Annotated in this window: 19 protein-coding genes, 1 riboswitch and 1 other annotated feature (1 of these 21 only partly in view); of the genes, 4 read left to right on the top strand and 15 right to left on the bottom strand. The window is 40.6% G+C overall.

Translation table 11 applies throughout. From position 1 onward, the window contains the following. Window positions 1-71, top strand: a binding site (T-box leader) (it extends 175 nt beyond the left edge of the window). An 83-nt stretch (window positions 72-154) separates the two neighbouring features. Beyond that, entirely contained in the window at window positions 155-3,244 is a 3,090-nt protein-coding gene (gene ileS, locus MKX82_RS01145) for an isoleucine--tRNA ligase (protein ID WP_445738836.1), read from the top strand. Window positions 3,245-3,367: 123 nt separating this feature from the next. Further along, window positions 3,368-4,549: a DHH family phosphoesterase gene (locus MKX82_RS01140; RefSeq protein ID WP_233316835.1), complete on the top strand. Its 1,182-nt coding sequence runs from the start codon at window positions 3,368-3,370 to the stop codon at window positions 4,547-4,549. Window positions 4,550-4,618: 69 nt separating this feature from the next. Here the strand turns inward: MKX82_RS01140 and MKX82_RS01135 are convergent, their stop codons facing one another. The 11 genes from MKX82_RS01135 to MKX82_RS01085 all read right to left on the bottom strand — a co-directional run bounded on the left by MKX82_RS01135 (window position 4,619) and on the right by MKX82_RS01085 (window position 13,311). Next, on the bottom strand, window positions 4,619-5,212 hold the full coding sequence (locus MKX82_RS01135) for an NAD(P)-dependent oxidoreductase (RefSeq protein ID WP_237940553.1): 594 nt from the start codon (window positions 5,210-5,212) through the stop codon (window positions 4,619-4,621). Further along, the gene (locus MKX82_RS01130; RefSeq protein ID WP_341074560.1) at window positions 5,205-5,963 is read right to left on the bottom strand and encodes a sirohydrochlorin chelatase; all 759 of its coding nucleotides are present in this window, start codon (window positions 5,961-5,963) and stop codon (window positions 5,205-5,207) included. The genes MKX82_RS01135 and MKX82_RS01130 overlap by 8 nt, the downstream gene beginning before the upstream one ends. Next, complete coding sequence (gene cobA, locus MKX82_RS01125; RefSeq protein WP_251646674.1) at window positions 5,963-6,736, bottom strand: uroporphyrinogen-III C-methyltransferase; 774 nt, start codon at window positions 6,734-6,736, stop codon at window positions 5,963-5,965. The genes MKX82_RS01130 and cobA overlap by 1 nt, the downstream gene beginning before the upstream one ends. Window positions 6,737-6,847: 111 nt before the next feature. Continuing rightward, complete coding sequence (gene cysC, locus MKX82_RS01120; RefSeq protein ID WP_233316831.1) at window positions 6,848-7,459, bottom strand: adenylyl-sulfate kinase; 612 nt, start codon at window positions 7,457-7,459, stop codon at window positions 6,848-6,850. Between the two features lie 17 nt (window positions 7,460-7,476). Next, the gene (sat, locus tag MKX82_RS01115; RefSeq protein WP_341074558.1) at window positions 7,477-8,625 is read right to left on the bottom strand and encodes a sulfate adenylyltransferase; all 1,149 of its coding nucleotides are present in this window, start codon (window positions 8,623-8,625) and stop codon (window positions 7,477-7,479) included. 78 nt (window positions 8,626-8,703) lie between these two features. Continuing rightward, window positions 8,704-9,780: an inorganic phosphate transporter gene (locus MKX82_RS01110; protein WP_396953819.1), complete on the bottom strand. Its 1,077-nt coding sequence runs from the start codon at window positions 9,778-9,780 to the stop codon at window positions 8,704-8,706. An 18-nt stretch (window positions 9,781-9,798) separates the two neighbouring features. Beyond that, entirely contained in the window at window positions 9,799-10,536 is a 738-nt protein-coding gene (locus tag MKX82_RS01105; protein WP_341079341.1) for a phosphoadenylyl-sulfate reductase, read from the bottom strand. Window positions 10,537-10,615: 79 nt separating this feature from the next. Continuing rightward, window positions 10,616-10,765: a YezD family protein gene (locus tag MKX82_RS01100; protein ID WP_233316828.1), complete on the bottom strand. Its 150-nt coding sequence runs from the start codon at window positions 10,763-10,765 to the stop codon at window positions 10,616-10,618. Window positions 10,766-10,858: 93 nt separating this feature from the next. Further along, window positions 10,859-10,972: riboswitch (SAM riboswitch) on the bottom strand. 194 nt (window positions 10,973-11,166) lie between these two features. Next, window positions 11,167-11,589: a CBS domain-containing protein gene (locus MKX82_RS01095; protein WP_233316827.1), complete on the bottom strand. Its 423-nt coding sequence runs from the start codon at window positions 11,587-11,589 to the stop codon at window positions 11,167-11,169. A 91-nt stretch (window positions 11,590-11,680) separates the two neighbouring features. Continuing rightward, entirely contained in the window at window positions 11,681-12,268 is a 588-nt protein-coding gene (locus MKX82_RS01090) for an ECF transporter S component (RefSeq protein ID WP_251646676.1), read from the bottom strand. A 134-nt stretch (window positions 12,269-12,402) separates the two neighbouring features. Next, window positions 12,403-13,311: a LysR family transcriptional regulator gene (locus MKX82_RS01085; RefSeq protein WP_233316825.1), complete on the bottom strand. Its 909-nt coding sequence runs from the start codon at window positions 13,309-13,311 to the stop codon at window positions 12,403-12,405. A gap of 291 nt (window positions 13,312-13,602) precedes the next feature. Here MKX82_RS01085 and MKX82_RS01080 point away from each other — a divergent pair, with 291 nt between their 5' ends. Together MKX82_RS01080 and cysI are read left to right on the top strand one after the other, a co-directional pair. Continuing rightward, window positions 13,603-15,420 carry an assimilatory sulfite reductase (NADPH) flavoprotein subunit gene (locus MKX82_RS01080; RefSeq protein ID WP_341074556.1) on the top strand — a complete coding sequence of 606 codons (1,818 nt, stop codon included), beginning with the start codon at window positions 13,603-13,605 and terminating at the stop codon, window positions 15,418-15,420. A gap of 22 nt (window positions 15,421-15,442) precedes the next feature. Next, window positions 15,443-17,167 (top strand): assimilatory sulfite reductase (NADPH) hemoprotein subunit, encoded by a 1,725-nt coding sequence (gene cysI / locus MKX82_RS01075; protein WP_251646678.1) that lies wholly within the window; start codon window positions 15,443-15,445, stop codon window positions 17,165-17,167. Window positions 17,168-17,205: 38 nt separating this feature from the next. Here cysI and MKX82_RS01070 read toward each other — a convergent pair whose 3' ends face one another. The 4 genes from MKX82_RS01070 to MKX82_RS01055 all read right to left on the bottom strand — a co-directional run bounded on the left by MKX82_RS01070 (window position 17,206) and on the right by MKX82_RS01055 (window position 20,367). Beyond that, the gene (locus tag MKX82_RS01070; protein ID WP_233316822.1) at window positions 17,206-17,853 is read right to left on the bottom strand and encodes an SDR family oxidoreductase; all 648 of its coding nucleotides are present in this window, start codon (window positions 17,851-17,853) and stop codon (window positions 17,206-17,208) included. Window positions 17,854-17,981: 128 nt separating this feature from the next. After that, window positions 17,982-18,680, bottom strand: a complete 699-nt coding sequence (locus MKX82_RS01065; RefSeq protein ID WP_341074552.1) for a YjjG family noncanonical pyrimidine nucleotidase — start codon at window positions 18,678-18,680, stop codon at window positions 17,982-17,984. Window positions 18,681-18,789: 109 nt separating this feature from the next. After that, window positions 18,790-19,671, bottom strand: a complete 882-nt coding sequence (locus tag MKX82_RS01060; RefSeq protein WP_233316932.1) for an aminoglycoside 6-adenylyltransferase — start codon at window positions 19,669-19,671, stop codon at window positions 18,790-18,792. 12 nt (window positions 19,672-19,683) lie between these two features. After that, window positions 19,684-20,367: a DUF2278 family protein gene (locus MKX82_RS01055; RefSeq protein WP_233316820.1), complete on the bottom strand. Its 684-nt coding sequence runs from the start codon at window positions 20,365-20,367 to the stop codon at window positions 19,684-19,686. Between the last annotated feature and the right edge of the window lie 9 nt (window positions 20,368-20,376).

Below are 20,376 nucleotides of genomic sequence, written 5' to 3'. Positions count from 1 at the left end.
TTGACTAAGCGCTGACTGCTTTTTGCAGCAGAATTTGGGTGGTAACGCGGGTATATACACTCGTCCCTATTTATAGGGACGAGTGTTTTTTGTTTACTCCGACTCTGTCATGTTCCGGTATTTTCTGGTAACTATTAAATCCAAGGAGGATTTTATCATGAAAAATAGCCAGCAAGAAACACAAGCAGAAAGAGAAAAAAGAATCCTTGCTCTTTGGGAGCACAATCATATTTTTGAAAAATCAGTTGAGGCAAGAAAAAATCAGGAATCCTTTGTTTTCTACGAGGGACCGCCTACTGCAAATGGCTTACCCCATGTTGGCCATGCTCTTGGGCGCACAATCAAAGACATCATAGCACGTTACCAGACAATGGCAGGCAAGCAGGTAATCCGAAAGGCTGGCTGGGACACGCACGGTCTGCCTGTAGAGCTTGGTGTGGAAAAAGAGCTTGGCATATCCGGAAAGCAGGCCATTGAAGAATATGGAGTAGAGGCATTTATTCAAAAATGCAAGGCGAGCGTCTTCTCCTATGAAAAGCAATGGAGAGACTTTACAAAGGAACTAGGATACTGGGTCGACATGGAGAACCCTTATATGACAATGAGCAATGAGTATATTGAATCGGTATGGCACATACTCGGAACCATCCATGAAAAAGGCCTGCTTTATAAAGGTCACAGAGTTTCCCCTTACTGCCCGAGCTGTCAGACATCATTAAGCTCTCATGAGGTCGCGCAAGGCTATAAAGATGTAAAGGACTTGAGCGCAACTGTAAGGTTTAAACTAAAGAATAAGGACAATGAGTTTATCCTCGGCTGGACGACAACACCTTGGACACTGCCTGCAAACGTTGCTCTTGCAGTGAATGAAAAGTTAGACTACGTTCGAATACAGACTGGAGACGAAGTATATATCGTAGCAAAGGATTTGGCTCCTACATTAATGTCTCCTGACAGCGTCCTCTTAGAGACAGTGAAGGGGTCTGCATTGCTCGGTCTCAGTTACGAACCGCCATTCTCCTTTATCAAAGTCGCAAAAGGCCATTATGTTGTTCATGGCGACTTTGTGACTGCAGACAGCGGAACTGGCATTGTTCATATTGCTCCAGCATATGGGGAGGACGATTATCGTCTTGTACAAGAAAATAACCTTTCCTTTGTTCAAGTCGTGGATGAACAGGGCAAATATACAGAAGCGGTCACACCTTTGACAGGCAGATTCGTTAAGGATTGTGATGTCGACATCATCAAGCTCCTTCATGAGAAAGGGCTATTGTTCCATAAAGAAAGATATGAACATTCTTACCCGCACTGCTGGCGTTGTGATTCTCCCCTGCTTTATTATGCACTAGAGAGCTGGTTCATCCGAACAACAGCTGTCAAGGAGGCAATGCTACTTAATAACCAGCAGGTAAACTGGCATCCAGACACTATCAAGGACGGGCGTTTCGGGAAATTTCTTGAGGGAATGGTAGATTGGAATATAAGCCGGAGCCGCTATTGGGGTACACCTTTAAATGTATGGGAATGTCCTTCCTGTAACCATCAGGAGGCTCCCAAATCAATAGCAGAATTAGCAGCATTAACCGGCAGCAATCTTGCTGAGCTTGAGCTTCATAAACCATATGTCGATGAGGTGACATTCCCTTGTCCTTCCTGCAGCACAATGATGGTGCGCACACCTGAAGTAATCGATGTCTGGTTCGATAGCGGGTCTATGCCATTCGCCCAATATCATACCCCTTTTGAGAATGAGGAGTTATGGCAAAGGCAATTCCCAGCCGATGTGATAGTTGAGGGAATTGACCAGACAAGAGGCTGGTTCTACTCCTTATTGGCTGTCTCCACTCTTTATAAAGGCGAGCTGCCGTATAAGAATGTACTGGCGACTGGCCACGTTCTTGATGAGGCAGGACAAAAAATGTCAAAAAGCAAAGGCAACGCCCTTGACCCAGTAGAGCTGATCCACAAGTTTGGCGCCGATTCGCTAAGATGGGCATTGATAGAGGACAGCGCACCTTGGAACCAGAAGCGATTTTCTGTCAAAAATGTACAGGAAGCTAAGTCAAAGCTAGTCGATACTCTAACAAGTCTTCATCATTTCTACAAAATGTATGCTGATATCGATGGATTTGATCCGAATTCAACGCCAGCTAGTCTTTCCTTAACCTTGATGGATAAATGGGCTCTTTCCCGGCTTGCTTCAACTGTCTCGCAAGTCCGCAAAGAAATGGAAAGCTTCCAGCTGACAAATGCAGCAAGACATATTGGCACTCTTTTAGAAGACGTAAGTAATTGGTATATCAGAAGAAACAGAGAACGGTTTTGGAGTGAAGGCATGTCTGAGGATAAAGCGTGTGCTTACCATACTCTTTACAGCCTGCTTGTTCATATCTCTAAGCTGCTCGCACCGTTCACACCTTTTACTGCTGAAGATATTCATTATAAGCTGACTGGAAAAAGCGTTCATTTAGAAGATTTCCCAGCTGGTGAAGAAGCGAACATCGACATAGAGCTTGAAAGGAAAATGAGCGGTGTAAGAGAAATTGTGGAACTGGGAAGAAACATACGGCATCAAAGCCAAATCAAGACGAAACAGCCGCTTGCCATGATGGCTATAGTCTCAAATGACACTCCGCCTTCGGCATTGCAATCTTTCAGCCAAATCATTAAAAGTGAGCTGAATGTAAAAACGATAGACTGGACTGAGTCAAGTAAAGGCTATGTACAATACAGCCTCAAGCTCGACTTCAAAAATGCCGGCAAGCGTCTCGGTAAAAAGGCAAATCCCGTTCATAAAGCTCTCGGCCATCTCACAAAAGAAGAGATAGAACAGTTTCTTTACGATGGAAAGTTAACCATCACAGCAGACGAACAGCAGGTTGAACTCTTTAAAGAGGATGTGCTTGTCCAGAAAACTGCATCTATGTCAGGCTACAGCGAGGCGTCAAACAGGAACTTTACTGTTATAATAGATACTAGCATCACAGACGAATTAGCAAAAGAAGGATTAGTAAGGGATTTTATCCGCTCTGTTCAAGACTTGAGAAAACAAAAGAATTTGCCTGTCGAGCAGCGGATTACTTTGAAGCTTGGCGGATCAAAAGAATTTATTTCCTTGGCACAGGAGTATGAGAATCTTATTAATAAAGGTGTCCTTTTAAATAGCATTCGTTACACAGTGTCAGAAAGCATGACTGAATTGCGTATAGGCAGCTACCAGGTTTTTGTTGCTTTTGAATAAGTCCATAAGAGTCAGACCTAAGTACATATTACCTTAGGTCTTTCTCGTTTATATGTCCTTTTCAAAAGAAACATGTTCTATTTTTTCCATATTAGATTATACTATTGGGCAGGGGTGAAAAAAATGTATAAATTATTGTCGCATAATGACCTTGATGGGGTCGGCTGTGGAATCATCGCAAAGCTTGCCTTTGGAGAAGATGTGGAAATCCGCTATAATTCTGTTTCCAGCCTGAATCTTGAGGTAGAAAGATTCCTTGACCAAAAGCCTGAGGATACATTCCTTATCGTTACAGACCTTTCTGTAAGTGAAGAGAATGCTATCAGGTTGGATGATTACTATAAGAAGGGCGGCAAGGTCCAACTGATAGATCATCATAAAACAGCCTTACATTTAAATGATTTTGAATGGGGACATGTAGTAGTAGAAGATGAAGAAGGAATTTCCACCTGTGCTACTTCATTATTATATGAGTACCTTGTTAAAAACGGGCATCTCACTCCCTCTGACAGTGTGCTTGAGTTTGTAGAGCTTGTCAGACAGTACGATACATGGGATTGGGAAAAGAATGAAAACTTTGATGCCCAAAAGCTGAATGCACTTTTCTATTTAATATCATTTGACGAATTTGTAGAAAAAATGGTTGCGCGTCTTGAGAATAACAACCACTTCTTCTTTGATGAAGTAGAGCAGCAAATTCTTGATTTGGAAGAGAAAAAAATTGAACGATATATTCGCCGCAAACGGCGGGAGCTTGTTCAAACACAAATCGACGGTCTTTATGCAGGTGTTGTTTATGCCGAATCATACCACTCAGAACTAGGCAATGAGCTAGGCAAAGAATACCCGCATCTCGATTATATAGCAATCCTTAATATTGGCGGCAAGAGGGTCGGTTTCCGAACCATTCATGACCACGTCGATGTCTCCAAAGTTGCCGGTACATATGGTGGAGGCGGACATGTGAAAGCGTCTGGCTGCACAATGACGAGTGAAGCATATAAAAACTTCGTAACAGATACATTCCCGCTTGAAGCATTAAGGGAAGATCCTAAAAAGAATGAATATAATAAGAAGAATTCTCCATTAGGCACACTTTATGAGAATAAACATGATGATATATTTTATCTATATCCGACTGGCAAGCAGCAATGGGTTATCAACAAAAAGAAAACAAAGCTGCCTGAAACTTTTTCTTCCTTCCAAGAAGGAGAAAACTTTTTAAAGAGAAATCACGGAGCCTGGATGTGTAAGGACGACAAGTACGTTCGGTATGTGATGGAATATGTAAAAACAAAAAATTAAAACGAATGCCTGCTGTCTGGAAAGATCAGCAGGCATTTTTTCTCACAAAAAAACCTCTAACATTCCTCGTTAGAAGTTTTGGAGCAGCTTATAAAAATCATCTCTCAATTGTGGAGATTGCTTGTATTTATTGTCCGTTATCTCCTCTAACAAGCCCTTCTTATCAACAGAATTTAGATTAGCTCTTTTAATCATTTCCCGGGCATTAAATAAAAAATCGAAATAATCCTCCAAACCATCAGGGTATTCCTGTGCCCATTCATCCTTGATTTTTCTTGCGAGGATTGGGCTTGCACCCATTGTCGACACACTTAAGATAAGCCTGCCTCTTTGCAAACTTGCCGGTATATGACAGTTTCCATTATCAGCAGAGCTAGCATTATTAACTAGCATACGGTGCTTCAACCTGTTCGCTAATCTTTGGTTTGCTTTATCGTCATTCGTTGCTGTAACTACAAAAAAAGCATCCTTACAATCACTTTCTGCTGCTTTTTTTCTAACTGCAGCGATTGCTCCCGCTTGCTCGAGCTCCTCAAGCTCAGGACATAGTACAGGACTAATAACTGTAATGTTTGCACCTTCTGCAATTAGTGCTTTTACTTTCCTTAAGGCAACCTTGCCTCCACCTGCAACGATACATTTCTTATTCTGCATATTAACCATTAATGGGAACATACAGTTTAGCCCCAGCTGCTTCATCAATTCGATCCTTCAGAATACTAGCAATAGCAGGCTGGTATCCTAAGTAGTTGCAAAGCGCATAGTTTTTATTTGAATTTGATAATCCGTTGATTGTCTTGCGCATCGTGTTCATCAGTATACCTGTAAACAGCAAATATGGAATGACGATGATATTTTCGTACTGAGAGTTGCTTGCAGCCTGAAGGGCAGCTTCAAAGCTAGGAGATGCTGCTGTCAAATAACAGTCCTCCACTTTAACACCGTCCAGCGACCGCTCTACCAAGTCACTAATTTCCCGTAAATCCCGCTTTACATCCGGATCACTGCTGCCCCTGCCAACAAGCAGAACAAGTGACTTGTTTTTAACATACAATTCAGACTGTTTAATTTTAGCTATGACAATCTCTGCCATCTTCTCATGTACACCAATCGGGCGTCCATAATGTAATGCTACGTCTGGATATGCTTTAACGAGTTCGTCGAGGACTTCAGGAATATCAATCTTTGCATGAGCTGCTGTCAGCAACAAGACAGGAACAGCTATTATCGTTGTTGCGCCTTTTTCTACACATGTCTTAAAGCCTTCCTCAATGCTTGGCTCTGAGAGCTCTAAAAAGCAATACTCCTGAATGGGGTAATCATTCTCTTTCATGCATTCCTTTACAAAGGATATTGCCTGGTCACTCGCTTCCTTTACCCTGCTGCCATGGCATATATACAAAACTGCTTTCATTATAAAACCACTTCTTTCGCCAATGAATCTTCAAATGAGTTTTCAAACCATTTAATTTTTTCACGCATGCGGACAACCTCACCGATAATAATCATGCACGGATTTTCAATCTGCCCGTTTTGCGCATCCTCTACAGCTTTATCTAATGTTGTTACAATCGTTCGCTGGCTGCTCGTAGTTCCCCAATTAATCAAGGCAACAGGAGTATCCCCGCTTTTTTGATAGGAAAGCAGCTTCTCCCTGATATTCGGTAAGTTTTTAACTCCCATATAGATGGCAAGTGTATCTATATGGCATAATGCCTCCCACTTGATGCTGTCTTCTTCCCCATTCTTCATATGTCCTGTTACAAAAGCAAAGGATGAACCATAATCTCTGTGTGTAACGGGGATTCCTGCATAGCTCGGTGCAGCAATACCCGCAGTGATGCCTGGCACAATTTCAAACGGAATCTGATTTTTAGCCAATTCTTCTGCTTCTTCTCCGCCCCTGCCAAATACAAAAGGGTCTCCCCCTTTTAATCTTGTCACTATCTTTCCTCTTTTAGCATGCTTGACGAGCGTCTGATTAATCAATTCCTGTTTCATTACATGATGATGCGGCAGCTTTCCGCAATATACCAATTCTGCCTTCGGCTTTGCGTAATGCAGCAGCTCTTTGTTAACAAGTCGGTCATATACGATAACATCAGCATTTTTAATGCAATTCAGCCCTTTAACAGTAATTAAATCAGGATCTCCAGGCCCTGCTCCTACCAAATAAACTTTCCCCACATCTTTCACCTTCCTCTGTTGCTGCATAATCCTAAGCTTTGGCATATTAACAGAAAGGAATTATAGGATTCTCTCAAAACTAGAGACACTATAATTCCTTTCTTTCTATATTTATATATTTCTATAATAGCCTTTTTCTTTCAAAAATTGAACAATTTGCTCCACACATTCTTCAATGGAATTTTTTTCCGAGTCAATCACAATCTCCGGATTAACCGGCTCTTCATAAGGAGAGCTGATTCCTGTGAAGTCCTTGATGATTCCTTGCCTTGCCTTCTCATAAAGACCTTTAGGATCTCTAGCTTCACAAGCTTCCAATGAACATTTCACATATACTTCAACAAACTCATTGCCCTCCAGCAATTCTCTGACTCCTTCTCGATCATTGCGGAACGGAGAGATAAAGGCAGTCAGCACCACTTGCCCACTGTCTACAAACAGCTTGCTGACTTCGCCAATTCTGCGAATGTTTTCCTTCCTGTCTTCTTCAGAGAAGCCAAGATCTTTATTGATTCCGAAACGGATATTATCACCATCCAGCACATATGTGAGCGTATCATCTTGGAACAGCCTCTCTGCAACTGCGTTAGCTACAGATGATTTTCCTGAACCGGAAAGACCAGTAAACCACAATACATAGCTGTGATGTTTATTTTTCTCTCTTCTGCGTTCTTTTGAAACAGTTTGTTCATGCCATGTGATATTTGTACTTTTGCCGCTCATTTACTTTTCCCCCTGTATTATGAATGGATCTCTTGGTTTTTCAAGCCTTTTATCAGCACTTCCACTACTTCTTTGCGGCTGAACGTGCTTGGCGGAATTTCACCATTTCTTAGAAGCTCGCGCACCTTTGTTCCAGATAAGATTTCATGATATTCCTTGTCATGAGGGCAAGTTTTTGTAGACGCCATGTTTTCACACTTTTTGCAATAGAAGCTGTGTTCAAAGAACAACAGATTAATACCAAGTTCTTCTGATTCAAATTGATCAAAAATCCTTTGCGCATCATATGTGCCATAATAATTGCCCACACCTGCATGATCTCGTCCCACAATAAAGTGTGTGCAGCCGTAGTTTTTCCTTACAAGTGCATGGAATACTGCTTCTCTCGGTCCAGCATAACGCATTGCAGCAGGGAAAACAGCAAGATATACACGGTCTTCTGGGTAATAGTTTTTCAATAGTACTTGGTAGCTTTCCATTCGTACATCTGCAGGAATGTCATCTGATTTTGTTTCACCAACAAGCGGGTTCAAGAATAATCCATCCACTGTTTCTAAAGCCGTCTTCTGAATATATTCATGAGCACGGTGCACAGGGTTTCTAGTTTGGAAACCGACAACAGTCTTCCAGCCCTTCTCTTGGAACACTTCTCTAGTATCTTTAGGATCTAGGTAGAAGCTTTCAAATTTAGTTCTTTTTAATTTTTTCAGCAGTTTAATAGAACCACCAATATACACATTTCCTCTTTCAAAAACCTTCTTTACTCCAGGATGAGCCAAATCTGCAGTGCGGTAAACAGCTTCTGCTTCTTTTTCTTTATTTGGTATAAATTTATCTTCAACAGTAAGCACACCATACACATCACCGTCATGTACAAGCTTCACTATGTCATTCACTTCTAATTTGTCTGCTTGCTCTTGTGATACAGGAAGTGTAATTGGAATACTCCAAATTTGCCCTGAAGCAAGCCTCATGTTCTCTACAACAGATTCATAGTCTTTCTGTGTCAAAAACCCAGTTAGTGGGCTGAAAGCTCCATTTCCGATTAATTCTAAATCACTTAGCGCAACGCCATCAATTTCAAGCTCTTGTGTAATGCCGCTCACATCATAATTTGGTTCCCATAAATTAATTAGTGTTCCTCCATGAGGTTTGCTTAATGCCATAATCTTTGCACCTATCCTTCCTAATTTAACATCTAGTTATATTATTATTTATATTTAATAGAAACGGATTTGCATATATCAAATGCCGCCTCCGTCCTCATATATAGAGCGATTATCTTCTTTGATTGATTTCACGAGGCTTAAGATGCCTAATGTGGCGATACATACACTCGACAGCACAATGACATTGTAGAAATCATTTTTAACAAATAGTTGTACAAGACAGTAGGAAATAACAAGAGACAAGACTGGTGAAACAATCCATACCTTTATAATTCGATGAATCATCTGCTTTTTGAAAAGTCCTACACCATTCTTCGCAACACCGATGCCAATAATCGCTGTGCTTGTTACTTGAGTCAACGGCACAGGAAGTCCAAAAATGGAAGCAATTGTAACTAAGGTTGCTCCGATACCAGAAATAATTCCGCCTTCCAGCTTGCTGAATTGGACGATTTTCTTCCCATTTGTCTGCAATACCCTTCCACCCAGCAAAATAGCTCCAATACTGATAGCCAAACCGCCTATTAATATTCCGCTGCTCATCGAGATGAGATTGGCTCCAACCATCGGACCAACAGCATTAGCTACATTATTCATTCCTGCCGAAAAAGCTTCAAAAAAACCAACAACAATTACGAAAACGGATAAGTAACGCTGTGATTTGCTCGCTTTCAGCCAAGTGTACTTCCTCTCAGCTCGCATGATTAGCTTCCCTGCTGCCAAAGCAATTCCAAAGGAAACGAAGGGAATAAAAATCCAAAAGAATACAATCCATAAAATATGTCCAATAAAAAGGCTTTTATATGCTACGCCAACACCAACAACGCTGCCAACAGTGATTTCACTAGTTGATAACGGAATCCCCATTAAATTTGCGATAAACAGGGAAATGGCGGCAGATGACAGAATAATTAACACGATTTTTGCATTAAGCAAGCTGCTTGGAATGAGATCTTCCCCTATCGTTTTAACTACTTCACTGCCTCCTAAAAAGGCCCCTAAAAAAATCGCAACACCGCATAAAAGGAGGGCATGCCTTTTGCTTGGAATCGCACCTGAACCATAGGCAACGCCAAGGCTTGCCGCAGCACCACTTGCGCCTATGTTCATGGCAAAGAATAAAGACATTATGCCTGCAAGAATTATCATCATCATTTAGTTTCCTTTAAGTTATTGTAAATGTAGCCCGCATTCTGTTTTTCCTTTGCCAGACCATCTTCCAGAGCGCATATCTTCCATTGTGAAAGCAGGCTGTGTGCATGTTCTGCAGCCAATGCTCGGATAGCCGTTATCATGAAGGACATTATAGTCAAGCTGATTCTTGTGTGCGTATCTCCAAACATCCTTCCAAGTCCAGTGAATAAGCGGGCATACTTTAATACTTTTGAATTTATTGTCTAGATTGATATATTCCGTATTCGCCCTTGCTCCGCCCTGTTCTCTTCTTAATCCAGATATCCAAGCAGTTGAACCTGAAAGAACAGAATTTAATGGAATAACTTTTCTAATTTCACAGCACTTATTTGGATTAGATGTCCATAGCTCATCCCCATACTGTTCTGCTTGCTCTGCCAATGTTAATTCTGGTTTTTTCATTTCAATTTGCAGTAGCGGATATTTTTTTTTCACTTTTTCTATCAATTCATATGTTTCTTTAAAATGCACATCTGTATCTAAAAAGACGATTTTGGCGTCTTCCTTCACTTTTGAAATTAAGTCGATAAGTACAATTCCTTCTATACCAAAGCTGCAGGCATATACAATTTCCTCTTCATATGTCTCATATGCCCATTCCAGTACTTCCAAAGCTCCTTTTGTTTCTGTGTCGCTCGGGAATGCTGGCAATGTATAACGATCAAGATTTTCATAAGTTAATAGTTCACTCAAGTTGCCTACTCCTCTCCACATAAATTGCTTTACATGCAAAAAAGACAGCTTTAACACAATTCCTGTGTTAAAACTGCCTCTAGTTTCTCTAGTCAGCAATTTATTTTCCAAGTCTAATCTTTTCGCTTTTTTCGATTTGAATGACTTTTCCATCCTGAACAATTAAGGTAATGGAGCCAAATTTCATATTTTTCAACATTTCTTCCAACTGATCTTTTATTTTGTCCAGTTGATTTGTTTTTTCCCCCATTAACAAATCCCTCCTACAAACAAAAAACTGTTACCGATGATCATAGCAATAAAAAAATCTTCCCAATTCGGAAAGACACAAGGTAATATAACTACCTTATCTTTCAAAATGGAGACCATTTTGTTGGATTTAGCACCTTGCTCTTGGTTACAAATGCAGGTTGCTGGACATCATAGGGCCAATTCCCTCTGTCGCTCTGGATAAGCAATGTTTTTTCTAAATTTTATCACAATTGATTATATTGTCAACAAGTTTTTCTAGTTGTTTAGTCGGAATTAAATCATCTAACATTTACAATTTTTTGATAACCTTATTTTAACATATGCATATATAAAAAATAAGCAGCAAGTCCATGCCAAAAAAACCCACTTTTTAAAAAGCGAGTTTTTTTGCTTACAGAATTAATGAAGTGGTTCAGATATATCGCTCAAAGCTTGCCCTGCTTCATCCATATGAATATTGATTCTTGCAAGGTCACCAATCGCGCATATTCCGACAAGTTCGCCGTTCTCAACTACAGGCAGGCGGCGAATCTGATTCTCTGACATGATGTTTGCACATTCATGAACATCTGTATCAGGCGTACATGTAGTTACATCCGCTGTCATCACATCATGGCAGTGAACCGTATTTCCGTCTTTGCCATCAGCGATTGCATTGATAACAATATCACGGTCAGTAATCATGCCAATAACCTTTTTTCCTTCACATACAGGAACAATCCCAACGTTAACATCACGCATTATTTTTGCCGCTTCCACAAGAGAATCATGGGGCTGACATACCTTTACATCCGTTGTCATTATATCTTTAACAGTTGTCAAAAAACTCACCTCCAAAATTAATCTCTTATATTGTGCCGTTTTAAAAGATTATTATGTCAGCAAACGGCGTAAAAAAAAGCAGCCTAAGCTGCTATTTTTTTCTAATTCTTAATAATGGTTTTGAAATAATCGGGGCTAATATACCTGAAAGAATTGCTTCGGTAACCCCATTAGTAGCTATTATGGTCAATAGCGCAGGCAAAAGCTGATCCATATTCATTTCTAGAAAATTCGCATACGGTTCCCGGTAAAATAAATAAATCAATCCCAGCACTAAAACAGTATTTGTTAAAGATCCAAGCACACCAGCTACACTCATTCTAACTGTTTCATTAAGCTTGTCTTTGAGCAGCTTATGAAATACATATGCTGCTACAACACCTATTAATATTCGGGGCAGAACAGAGACAAGGGGATTCGTAAATACAATCGGGGCAATTGGACTTGTCGGTGCAACAAATGCCCTGATAAAGGTAATGATTCCCCATATACCGCCGACTATTGCTCCTTCCCTCGGGCCAAGAACAATCGCTGCAATAATGACTGTTACTTGAATAATCGTCAAGCTAAGCGGTCCAATCGGGATATATCCTAAAAACGGGATTGTCGTTTGAATAATGATGATAGCAGAAAGCATCCCTAATAGGACAATCCGAAATGTCTTATTGTTTTTGTTCATAACAATACTCCTTTTAACGAAAAAAATCTCCTTCGTTATCATACTACAAAATCCAAAAGAGGCAATAGGCGAACGACTATAAAAGCTTCCTTTCTAGGTAGTTGCGGTTTATTATTTCTTTATGCATGTTTATCTTAATTTCTATGTTCCTCTTCCTGGTATGGATACTTGCTGTTTAATGCCTGAATAAATGTTTTTACATTCTGCTTTTCCTTCATAACAGGCGAGTATACATAGGAGAGTGTCCTTTTAAATACTTCTTTATCAAGGGAGATGGTCGAAAGATTTCCTGCCTGCAGGTCCCTTTCTATTACACATTTAGACAAAAGGGTTAACCCTAGGCCGCTTATGACCGTTTCTTTAATCGCCTGGTTGCTGCTGATTGTCAGAAGTGTGTTCATCTTCAATCCGTTTGAACGGATGACATGATCCAAGTATTCCCTCGTCCCTGATCCGATTTCCCGGGTAATCCACGCTTGGTTTTGCAATTCCTTTATAGGAACCATTTCCTTACTAGCAAGCGGGTGTTTAGCAGATGCAACAACAAACAGTTCGTCTTCCATAAATGGATGGACAGAAATTTCCTTATCATTAGTTTGTCCTTCAATTAAACCGATATCCACTTGATAACGTCTGACTGACTCGACTACCTCTTCTGTGTTACCAATTGTTACTTGGAGTGCCAAATCGGGATGGGTTTTCTGAAGTTCCAGCAATAATGGGGGCAGTATATATTCTCCTATCGTGAAGCTTGCGCCTATTTTTAAATCTCCTTTGATGGAATGATGGTGGTCTAATATATTTTGCCTTGTCTGTTCATATATAGTAATCATTTGTACTGCACAATCATAGAGAATTTCCCCTGTAGGAGTTACTTTTAAATATTTTGGAGAACGTTCAAACAGCTTCGTTTGAAATTCCTTTTCTAAGTTTTTAATATGGAGGCTTACACTTGGCTGAGACATCAGCAGAATTTCAGCTGTTTTAGTGAAATTTTTCACTTCTACAAGGGTGACAAATGTTTTTAACGCATCATACTGCAACAAAAACACTCCTTTCGACTTTTTGAATCTTACATGTAAATTCCAAACAGCTATTTGTTTAATTATTAAGATTATTAATAGCTCCAATAAGTTAAATGTATTTTACTAATTCTTTGACTTCCAGTAAAGTACAATTATATATGCATGAAACAATTAGAAAAAAGAATCTATCTAAAATCCGATTTGTCTTATTGGATTAATTAGTTAGAATCAACTTCTTAAAAACGGTTTGTTAATTAATGAACTTTGACATTTGAAAAAGCAACGGATTTTTATGTGAGGTGAATACTTTTGCAATTACTAGTAACGAACAGTCCTTTTAACCAGGAACAGACAGAGCTTTTAAATCGGCTTTTGCCGACTTTATCAGAAACACAAAAGGTATGGCTTAACGGCTATCTTTCTGCAACAGCAGCAACAACGGTAAGTCCCGCTGGACTGGCAGCTGAAGTCCCGTCTTCTGCTCCTGCACCTGCCGAACCAGTCACTAAAGATGTCACAATCCTATTTGGATCTCAAACAGGCAATGCACAAAACCTTGCCAAAAAGAGTGCAAAAACTCTGACAGATAAAGGCTTCCATGTTACAACATTATCAATGAGCGACTTTAAGCCAAATAATATTAAGAAAGTTAAAAACTTGCTTATTATTGTCAGCACACATGGGGAAGGAGATCCACCTGATACTGCCTTAACATTCCATGAGTTTCTTCATGGTAAAAGAGCGCCTAAATTGGATGATTTGAGCTTCTCTGTATTGGCACTTGGTGACAGCTCCTATGAATTCTTCTGCCAGACTGGTAAAGAATTTGATGAACGCTTAGAAGAAATTGGCGGTAAGCGCCTATTTCCACGCGTTGACTGTGACTTAGATTTTGAAGAGCCGGCAAATGAATGGCTCGAAGGTGTGCTTGCAGAGCTTGGTAATACAAGCGCAGCAGCTGCTCAAAGCACAGCAAATCCAAATACAGCAACAACGGCAGAAACAGAATATTCTAGATCAAACCCTTTCCTCGCTGAAGTACTGGACATCCAAAACTTAAACGGCCGAGGCTCCAATAAAGAGACGCTTCATATTGAGCTATCTCTTGAGGAATCTGGATTGACATATAAACCTGGAGACAGCCTTGGAATTTATCCGAAGAATGACCCAGAGCTTGTTGAACTGCTGCTTAATAAACTGTCCTTTAATCCAGAAGAAACAGTCTCTATTAATAAAAAAGGTGAGATTCGTTCCATTAAGGAAGCACTTCTTTCCGAATTTGAAATAACCGTTTTAACAAAACCTTTATTAGAAAAGTTAGCAGCGTATTCGACAAACGAAGCGCTTCAAAATCTTCTCAAGAATCAAGAACAATTGAAAGCCTATATAGATGGAAGGGACTTGCTTGATTTAGTTAGTGAATTTGGTCCTTGGAATTTTACAGCTCAAAACTTTATCTCGCAATTACGTAAATTGCCTGCGCGCCTTTACTCTATTGCAAGCAGCTATACAGCAAATCCTGAGGAAGTTCATTTGACAATTGGAGCAGTCCGCTATAATGCCCATGACCGTGAACGCAAAGGTGTTTGCTCGATACTATGTGCGGAGCGTCTTAATCCAGGTGATAAAATTCCAGTATTTATCCAGCAGAATGAAAACTTTAAGCTGCCTGAAAATCCTGATACCCCTGTCATTATGATTGGGCCAGGCACAGGTATTGCACCATTCCGTTCCTTTATCCAAGAACGTGAAGAAATCGGTGCTGAAGGTAAATCATGGCTGTTCTTTGGTGATCAGCATTTTGTAACAGACTTCCTTTATCAAACAGAATGGCAAAATTACCTCAAAAGCGGGGTATTAACAAAAATGAACGTCGCATTCTCCCGCGACACTGCCGAGAAAGTTTATGTACAGCATCGTATGCTTGAGCACAGCAAAGAATTATTCGAATGGCTGCAGGAAGGTGCCGCTGTTTATGTTTGCGGTGATGAAAAGCATATGGCCCATGATGTACACGAAACATTAATCAGCATCATTGAAAAAGAAGGCAATCTAAACCGTGAAGATGCCGAAAAATATCTTGCAGCAATGCAGCAGGACAAACGCTACCAGCGTGATGTCTATTAAGTAATTGAAAGGAGTTTTTCTAATGGCTAGACCAGTATTAACAGCACCAGAAGGACCACCCTCTCCAAATGAGCAACTAAAAATAGACAGTAACTATTTGCGCGGAAGCTTAGCAGACACGATGCAGGAACCTCTGACATCAGGGATTCCACATGATGATAACGTGCTAATGAAATTCCATGGAAGTTATCTGCAGGATGATCGCGACCTTCGGAATGAACGTCAAAAGCAAAAATTAGAGCCTGCTTATCAATTCATGCTTCGCGTTCGAACTCCTGGAGGTGTCGCAACACCTGAGCAATGGCTGAAAATGGATGACCTTGCCCAGCGTTATGGTAACCAAACATTGAAGCTTACAACGCGTCAGGCATTTCAAATGCATGGTATTCTGAAGTGGAATATGAAGAGCACTATCCAGGAAATTCACCAATCGATGCTTGATACAATAGCAGCTTGCGGTGACGTTAACCGTAACGTTATGTGTAATCCAAATCCCTATCAGTCGGAAGTTCACGAAGAGGTATTCAGCTGGTCACAGAGATTGAGCGATTACCTTCTTCCTCGGACTCGTGCCTATCATGAAATCTGGCTTGATGAAGAAAAAGTCGCTTCTTCTCCAACAGTGGATGAAGAAATAGAGCCAATGTACGGTCCTGTTTACTTGCCAAGAAAGTTTAAAATCGGGGTAGCTGTCCCTCCTTCTAATGATGTGGATGTATACTCACAAGATCTTGGCTTTATCGCGATTGTTGAAGAAGGGAAATTGGTTGGTTTCAATATTTCCATCGGCGGCGGCATGGGTATGACACATGGAGATACAGAAACGTATCCACAGCTCGGGAAGGTTATTGGCTTCTGTGAGCCTGAGCAAGTTTTAGAAGTTGCAGAAAAGGTAATTACCATCCAGCGTGACTACGGAAACCGCTCTGTGCGTAAAAATGCCCGTTTTAAATATACTGTCGATCGCCTCGGCTTAGAAAATGTTAAAGCAGAATTAGAGTATCGCCTCGGCTGGGATTTACAGGAAACAAGGGAATTCCATTTTGATCATAATGGCGACAGATATGGCTGGGAAAAAGGTGTTAAAGGGAAATGGCATTTCACCCTGTTTGTAGAAGGCGGACGTATTAAAGACTTTGATGACTACAAGCTGATGACAGGCTTGCGTGAAATTGCGAAAATCCATACAGGTGATTTCCGTCTTACAGCTAACCAAAACTTAATCATTGCTAATATATCAACGAAAAATAAGAAAAAAATTACAGAACTAATCGAACAGTATGGTCTATTAGATGGCAAGCATTTCTCTGCATTGCGCAGAAACTCCCTTGCTTGTGTTTCTTTGCCGACATGCGGTCTTGCAATGGCAGAGGCTGAGCGCTACTTGCCGCGCCTAATCGATAAGATTGAAGAAATCGTCGATGCGAATGGCTTACATGATAAAGAAATTACTATTCGCATGACAGGCTGCCCTAATGGATGTGCTCGACATACAATCGCTGAAATCGCATTTATCGGAAGAGGTCCTGGCAAATATAACATGTATCTTGGCGCAGCCTTTAACGGAAGCAGATTGAGCAAGCTTTATCGTGAAAATGTCGGAGAAGAAGATATTTTAAGCGAGCTTGGTGTTCTTCTGCCGCGCTACGCAAAAGAAAGATTAGAAGGCGAACACTTTGGTGACTTCGTCATTCGTGCTGGTGTTGTTAAAGCAGTGACAGACGGAACAAACTTCCATGCAGTATAAGCAAAAACCGAGATAGGTTGTTCCTATCTCGGTTTTTTTCATGCTAGTTGATTAAAGGCTTCCGGCAATTGCTCTTCACCTGAAACTAAATCAAAGGAACGCTTATATGTTCTTGAATCATCAAGAGACGCGGCGATAACTTTTGCGACATCTCCCCTTGGAATAAAGCCTCTAGTTAAATTTTCCCCAAGCTGTATCCTTCCTGTTGCAGTCTCATCCGTAAGTCCTCCAGGCCGAATGATTGTGTAATTGAGATTGCTGGCGAGCAGCATGCGGTCTGCATAATGCTTTGCAACGTAATAAGGTAAAATATGCTCATTCCAATTTTCTCTCTTATGAGCCTGTAAGGCACTAACCATGATAAAGCGGTCAATTCCCACCTTTTCGGCTGCTTCCACAGTTTTCACTGCACCATCTAAATCGATTAACAATGTTTTATCCGCCCCAGTGCTTCCACCTGAACCAGCTGTAAACACGATGGCATCACAGCCTTTCATAGCTTCGGCCAGCTCATCCACGCTTCCCTCAAGATTAGCTAAAACTGTTTCAATGCCTTTGTTGGCATATGCCTCACTTTGCTCCTCAGAACGGACCATAGCCCGCACAGCATGTTTGTTCTCATTCTGCAACAAGTCTACAAGCTGTTTGCCTATTTTTCCATTTGCTCCTACAACTAACACTTTCACTATTTTAGCTCCTCCTTTTTTATACCTTATATAGATTGTCTCATTCTCCTTATCATAACTTCAAATAGTTTGATTATAGAAAAGAAGTCATCTGCACTTTAGATGACTTCCCAAATTTTGTACTGATTTTATTTTCTGTTAACCTCAAGTATGTTATACAGCTCAGAAAGACTCTTAATCTCATAAGTAGGCTTCCACTCCGTAGTATTTGCAACCCCCTTCGGATTAACCCAACATGTATCAATACCAGCTAAAATGCCGCCCTTAATATCTGCACTTAAAGAATCACCGATAATCAACGTTTCATTTAATGTCAAATTTGGTATGCGCTCAAATACGAAATCAAAAAACTCCTTCATCGGCTTCTGATATCCTGTATCCTCAGATACAAATACAGCTTTAAAGGATGAGAACAAGCCTGACAGCTTTAAACGTCTATCCTGTGTTTTGGAAATACCGTTTGTAACAATATACAAGTCAAATTCATTCTGCAGCTCCTGAATAAGCTCCAGTGCACCAGCAATAAGCTGATGTCCCTCACTAAGACCTCTGCGGTAATGCTCTTCCAGCTGCATGCCATCCACCACTTTCCCCAGCTCTTTAAACAGCAGGCTGAATCGTGTACTGAATAATTCCTCTCGCGAAATCTTGCCGTCCTCAAAGGCTGCCCATAAGCGGCGGTTAATTTGTGAATATTTGTTATGGTTATCTGTACTATATTGAATACCTTGGCTTTCCAGCAACATGCGCAATGATTCTTGCTCTGCCGCTGCAAAATCCAATAATGTGTCATCAATATCAAACAGCAATGTCCTGTATTTTCTCATGATAGTATTCCCCCTACAACACAGAAGCTAGCCCTTTTATACCTGTGCGCACCTCTTTTTATACTTAACTATATAGAAATGGAAATCAAAAAGGAAGTCCAATCAACAGCTAAAATATATGCTTAGCATCTGCTGCCATGCTTCTGATGCGCTCCAAGTATTTTGTCATCGCTTGATCTTCTTCAAGAGGATAACGATAATGTAAGTGTGTGGCCACAGCTGCTCCAAGATGCCTGAATAAATCACTCATCATAAACAAGGCTTGCCACAAGCTCTCATCATTACTGTCTGTATAAGTTTGTTTATACATACGCCAATATTCCTCTGGCAAATATTCTCCAAAATATTTCCCCATCTTTCCTGTCGACACTCTGAAATCATGGTGAATACCAATCCACCAGGAAATCATTTCATCAAGCATTGGTCTCACAATTGTTTCTGCCATGTTTTTTGCATATGGCAGCTCCTTCCGCCATATTCCCTTTGCAACATTCTGTTGGCACCACCAAAATTCATTGCATACATGCTGATATTGAATATCTGACGGTGCCTTTACATGATAGCTCCTGTCAGAAGCAGAATTAATTTTCGGAAGGATGCCGTCCTTATCCAATAAGGGCACAGTGAGAGAATCAGACCCGTAATGTTTTTGCATCGACTCTTTTGTTTCAAGATGAAGATCAATTCGATTGCCGTCGGTAAACAACATTAAATATCCGTATGATTGGCTGACGTCAGCCTTACGTCCAGCAGCCAAATCCATTTTATCAGGCTCCTGAAGCATAATAAGATTGCCAAACACCTGTATCCAGCACTCATCCGAAAGAAAGGAGCCTGTTTCTGTGACAACATAAACGAAATCATAATCCTGCAGGATATCCTTTTTCACATTTGGATTTGTTCTGGAGCCGTTCATATACACTGCTCTAATTCTATCATCCCTTTTAGCATATCCAAGGATAAGCTCAAGCATTTCCTGTTCTGTTCTGATTTGTGCCGCCCCCTATTTTACCGATAAATAACTGCATTCCTCCACAGGCTTAAGCGCATGTCCGTTATCATCTGTACACCATGACTGTGATTGAAAGGCAAGGAAGATAGCTGCCCAACGATTTTCTTTTTCAAAATGGATAAGGATGCCACCGTCCTGCCATGCTCCATTATCCTTTTTCCATCTTCCAACATTACCTTGATTCATATGAATATCATGAATGCCGTTTCCCGGCTTAAATTTAAAGTACTGATCTGCTTTATTCTCCTCTGGGCCCCATCTTTCCCCAAAAGCATAAATGACAGCCTCCTTCTCCAGAGCCTCTTTCACATAACGCTGCATCTTCTCATTGAGGTCATTATCTTCCCCATCAAGATCTGCTGGAAGGGGAACCATTTTTTTAGGATCAAATAGATTGCCTCTAACATAATCAAGCGCAAGATCAGGTTCATTATTTTTTATAAGTGTAAAACCAGACTTAAGCGCAGGCAGCTTGGAGATATCGTCAGAATTAAAGTCCTCTCCCACATAAAAAAGTACTTCTGAAGGATACGCTTGTGACTTAATATTAACAGCAATCCGGTAATCAACACCTTCATCATCCTTTATATGAATCTGATAATGAGGAGAATCACCGCTTCCCAACATCGTGTTTATAACCTTCCCCTTTAGCACACCGTATTTGTTTAAAGACATTCCTATTCC

Source organism: Niallia sp. FSL R7-0271, assembly GCF_038005785.1.
Taxonomy (GTDB): domain Bacteria; phylum Bacillota; class Bacilli; order Bacillales; family Cytobacillaceae; genus Niallia.
This window is presented reverse-complemented; position numbering and strand designations above follow the sequence as displayed.

Coding starts and splice junctions, on each gene's coding strand:
- MKX82_RS01110 (WP_396953819.1), bottom strand. CDS start 9,780: ATGATGATAATTCTTGCAGGCATAATGTCTTTATTCTTTGCCATGAAC.
- MKX82_RS01105 (WP_341079341.1), bottom strand. CDS start 10,536: ATGTGGAGAGGAGTAGGCAACTTGAGTGAACTATTAACTTATGAAAAT.
- MKX82_RS01100 (WP_233316828.1), bottom strand. CDS start 10,765: ATGGGGGAAAAAACAAATCAACTGGACAAAATAAAAGATCAGTTGGAA.
- MKX82_RS01065 (WP_341074552.1), bottom strand. CDS start 18,680: ATGAGAAAATACAGGACATTGCTGTTTGATATTGATGACACATTATTG.
- sat (WP_341074558.1), bottom strand. CDS start 8,625: ATGGCATTAAGCAAACCTCATGGAGGAACACTAATTAATTTATGGGAA.
- MKX82_RS01135 (WP_237940553.1), bottom strand. CDS start 5,212: ATGGTTAATATGCAGAATAAGAAATGTATCGTTGCAGGTGGAGGCAAG.
- MKX82_RS01130 (WP_341074560.1), bottom strand. CDS start 5,963: ATGAAAGCAGTTTTGTATATATGCCATGGCAGCAGGGTAAAGGAAGCG.
- cysC (WP_233316831.1), bottom strand. CDS start 7,459: ATGAGCGGCAAAAGTACAAATATCACATGGCATGAACAAACTGTTTCA.
- MKX82_RS01140 (WP_233316835.1), top strand. CDS start 3,368: ATGTATAAATTATTGTCGCATAATGACCTTGATGGGGTCGGCTGTGGA.
- MKX82_RS01090 (WP_251646676.1), bottom strand. CDS start 12,268: ATGAACAAAAACAATAAGACATTTCGGATTGTCCTATTAGGGATGCTT.
- MKX82_RS01055 (WP_233316820.1), bottom strand. CDS start 20,367: ATGTCTTTAAACAAATACGGTGTGCTAAAGGGGAAGGTTATAAACACG.
- cysI (WP_251646678.1), top strand. CDS start 15,443: ATGGCTAGACCAGTATTAACAGCACCAGAAGGACCACCCTCTCCAAAT.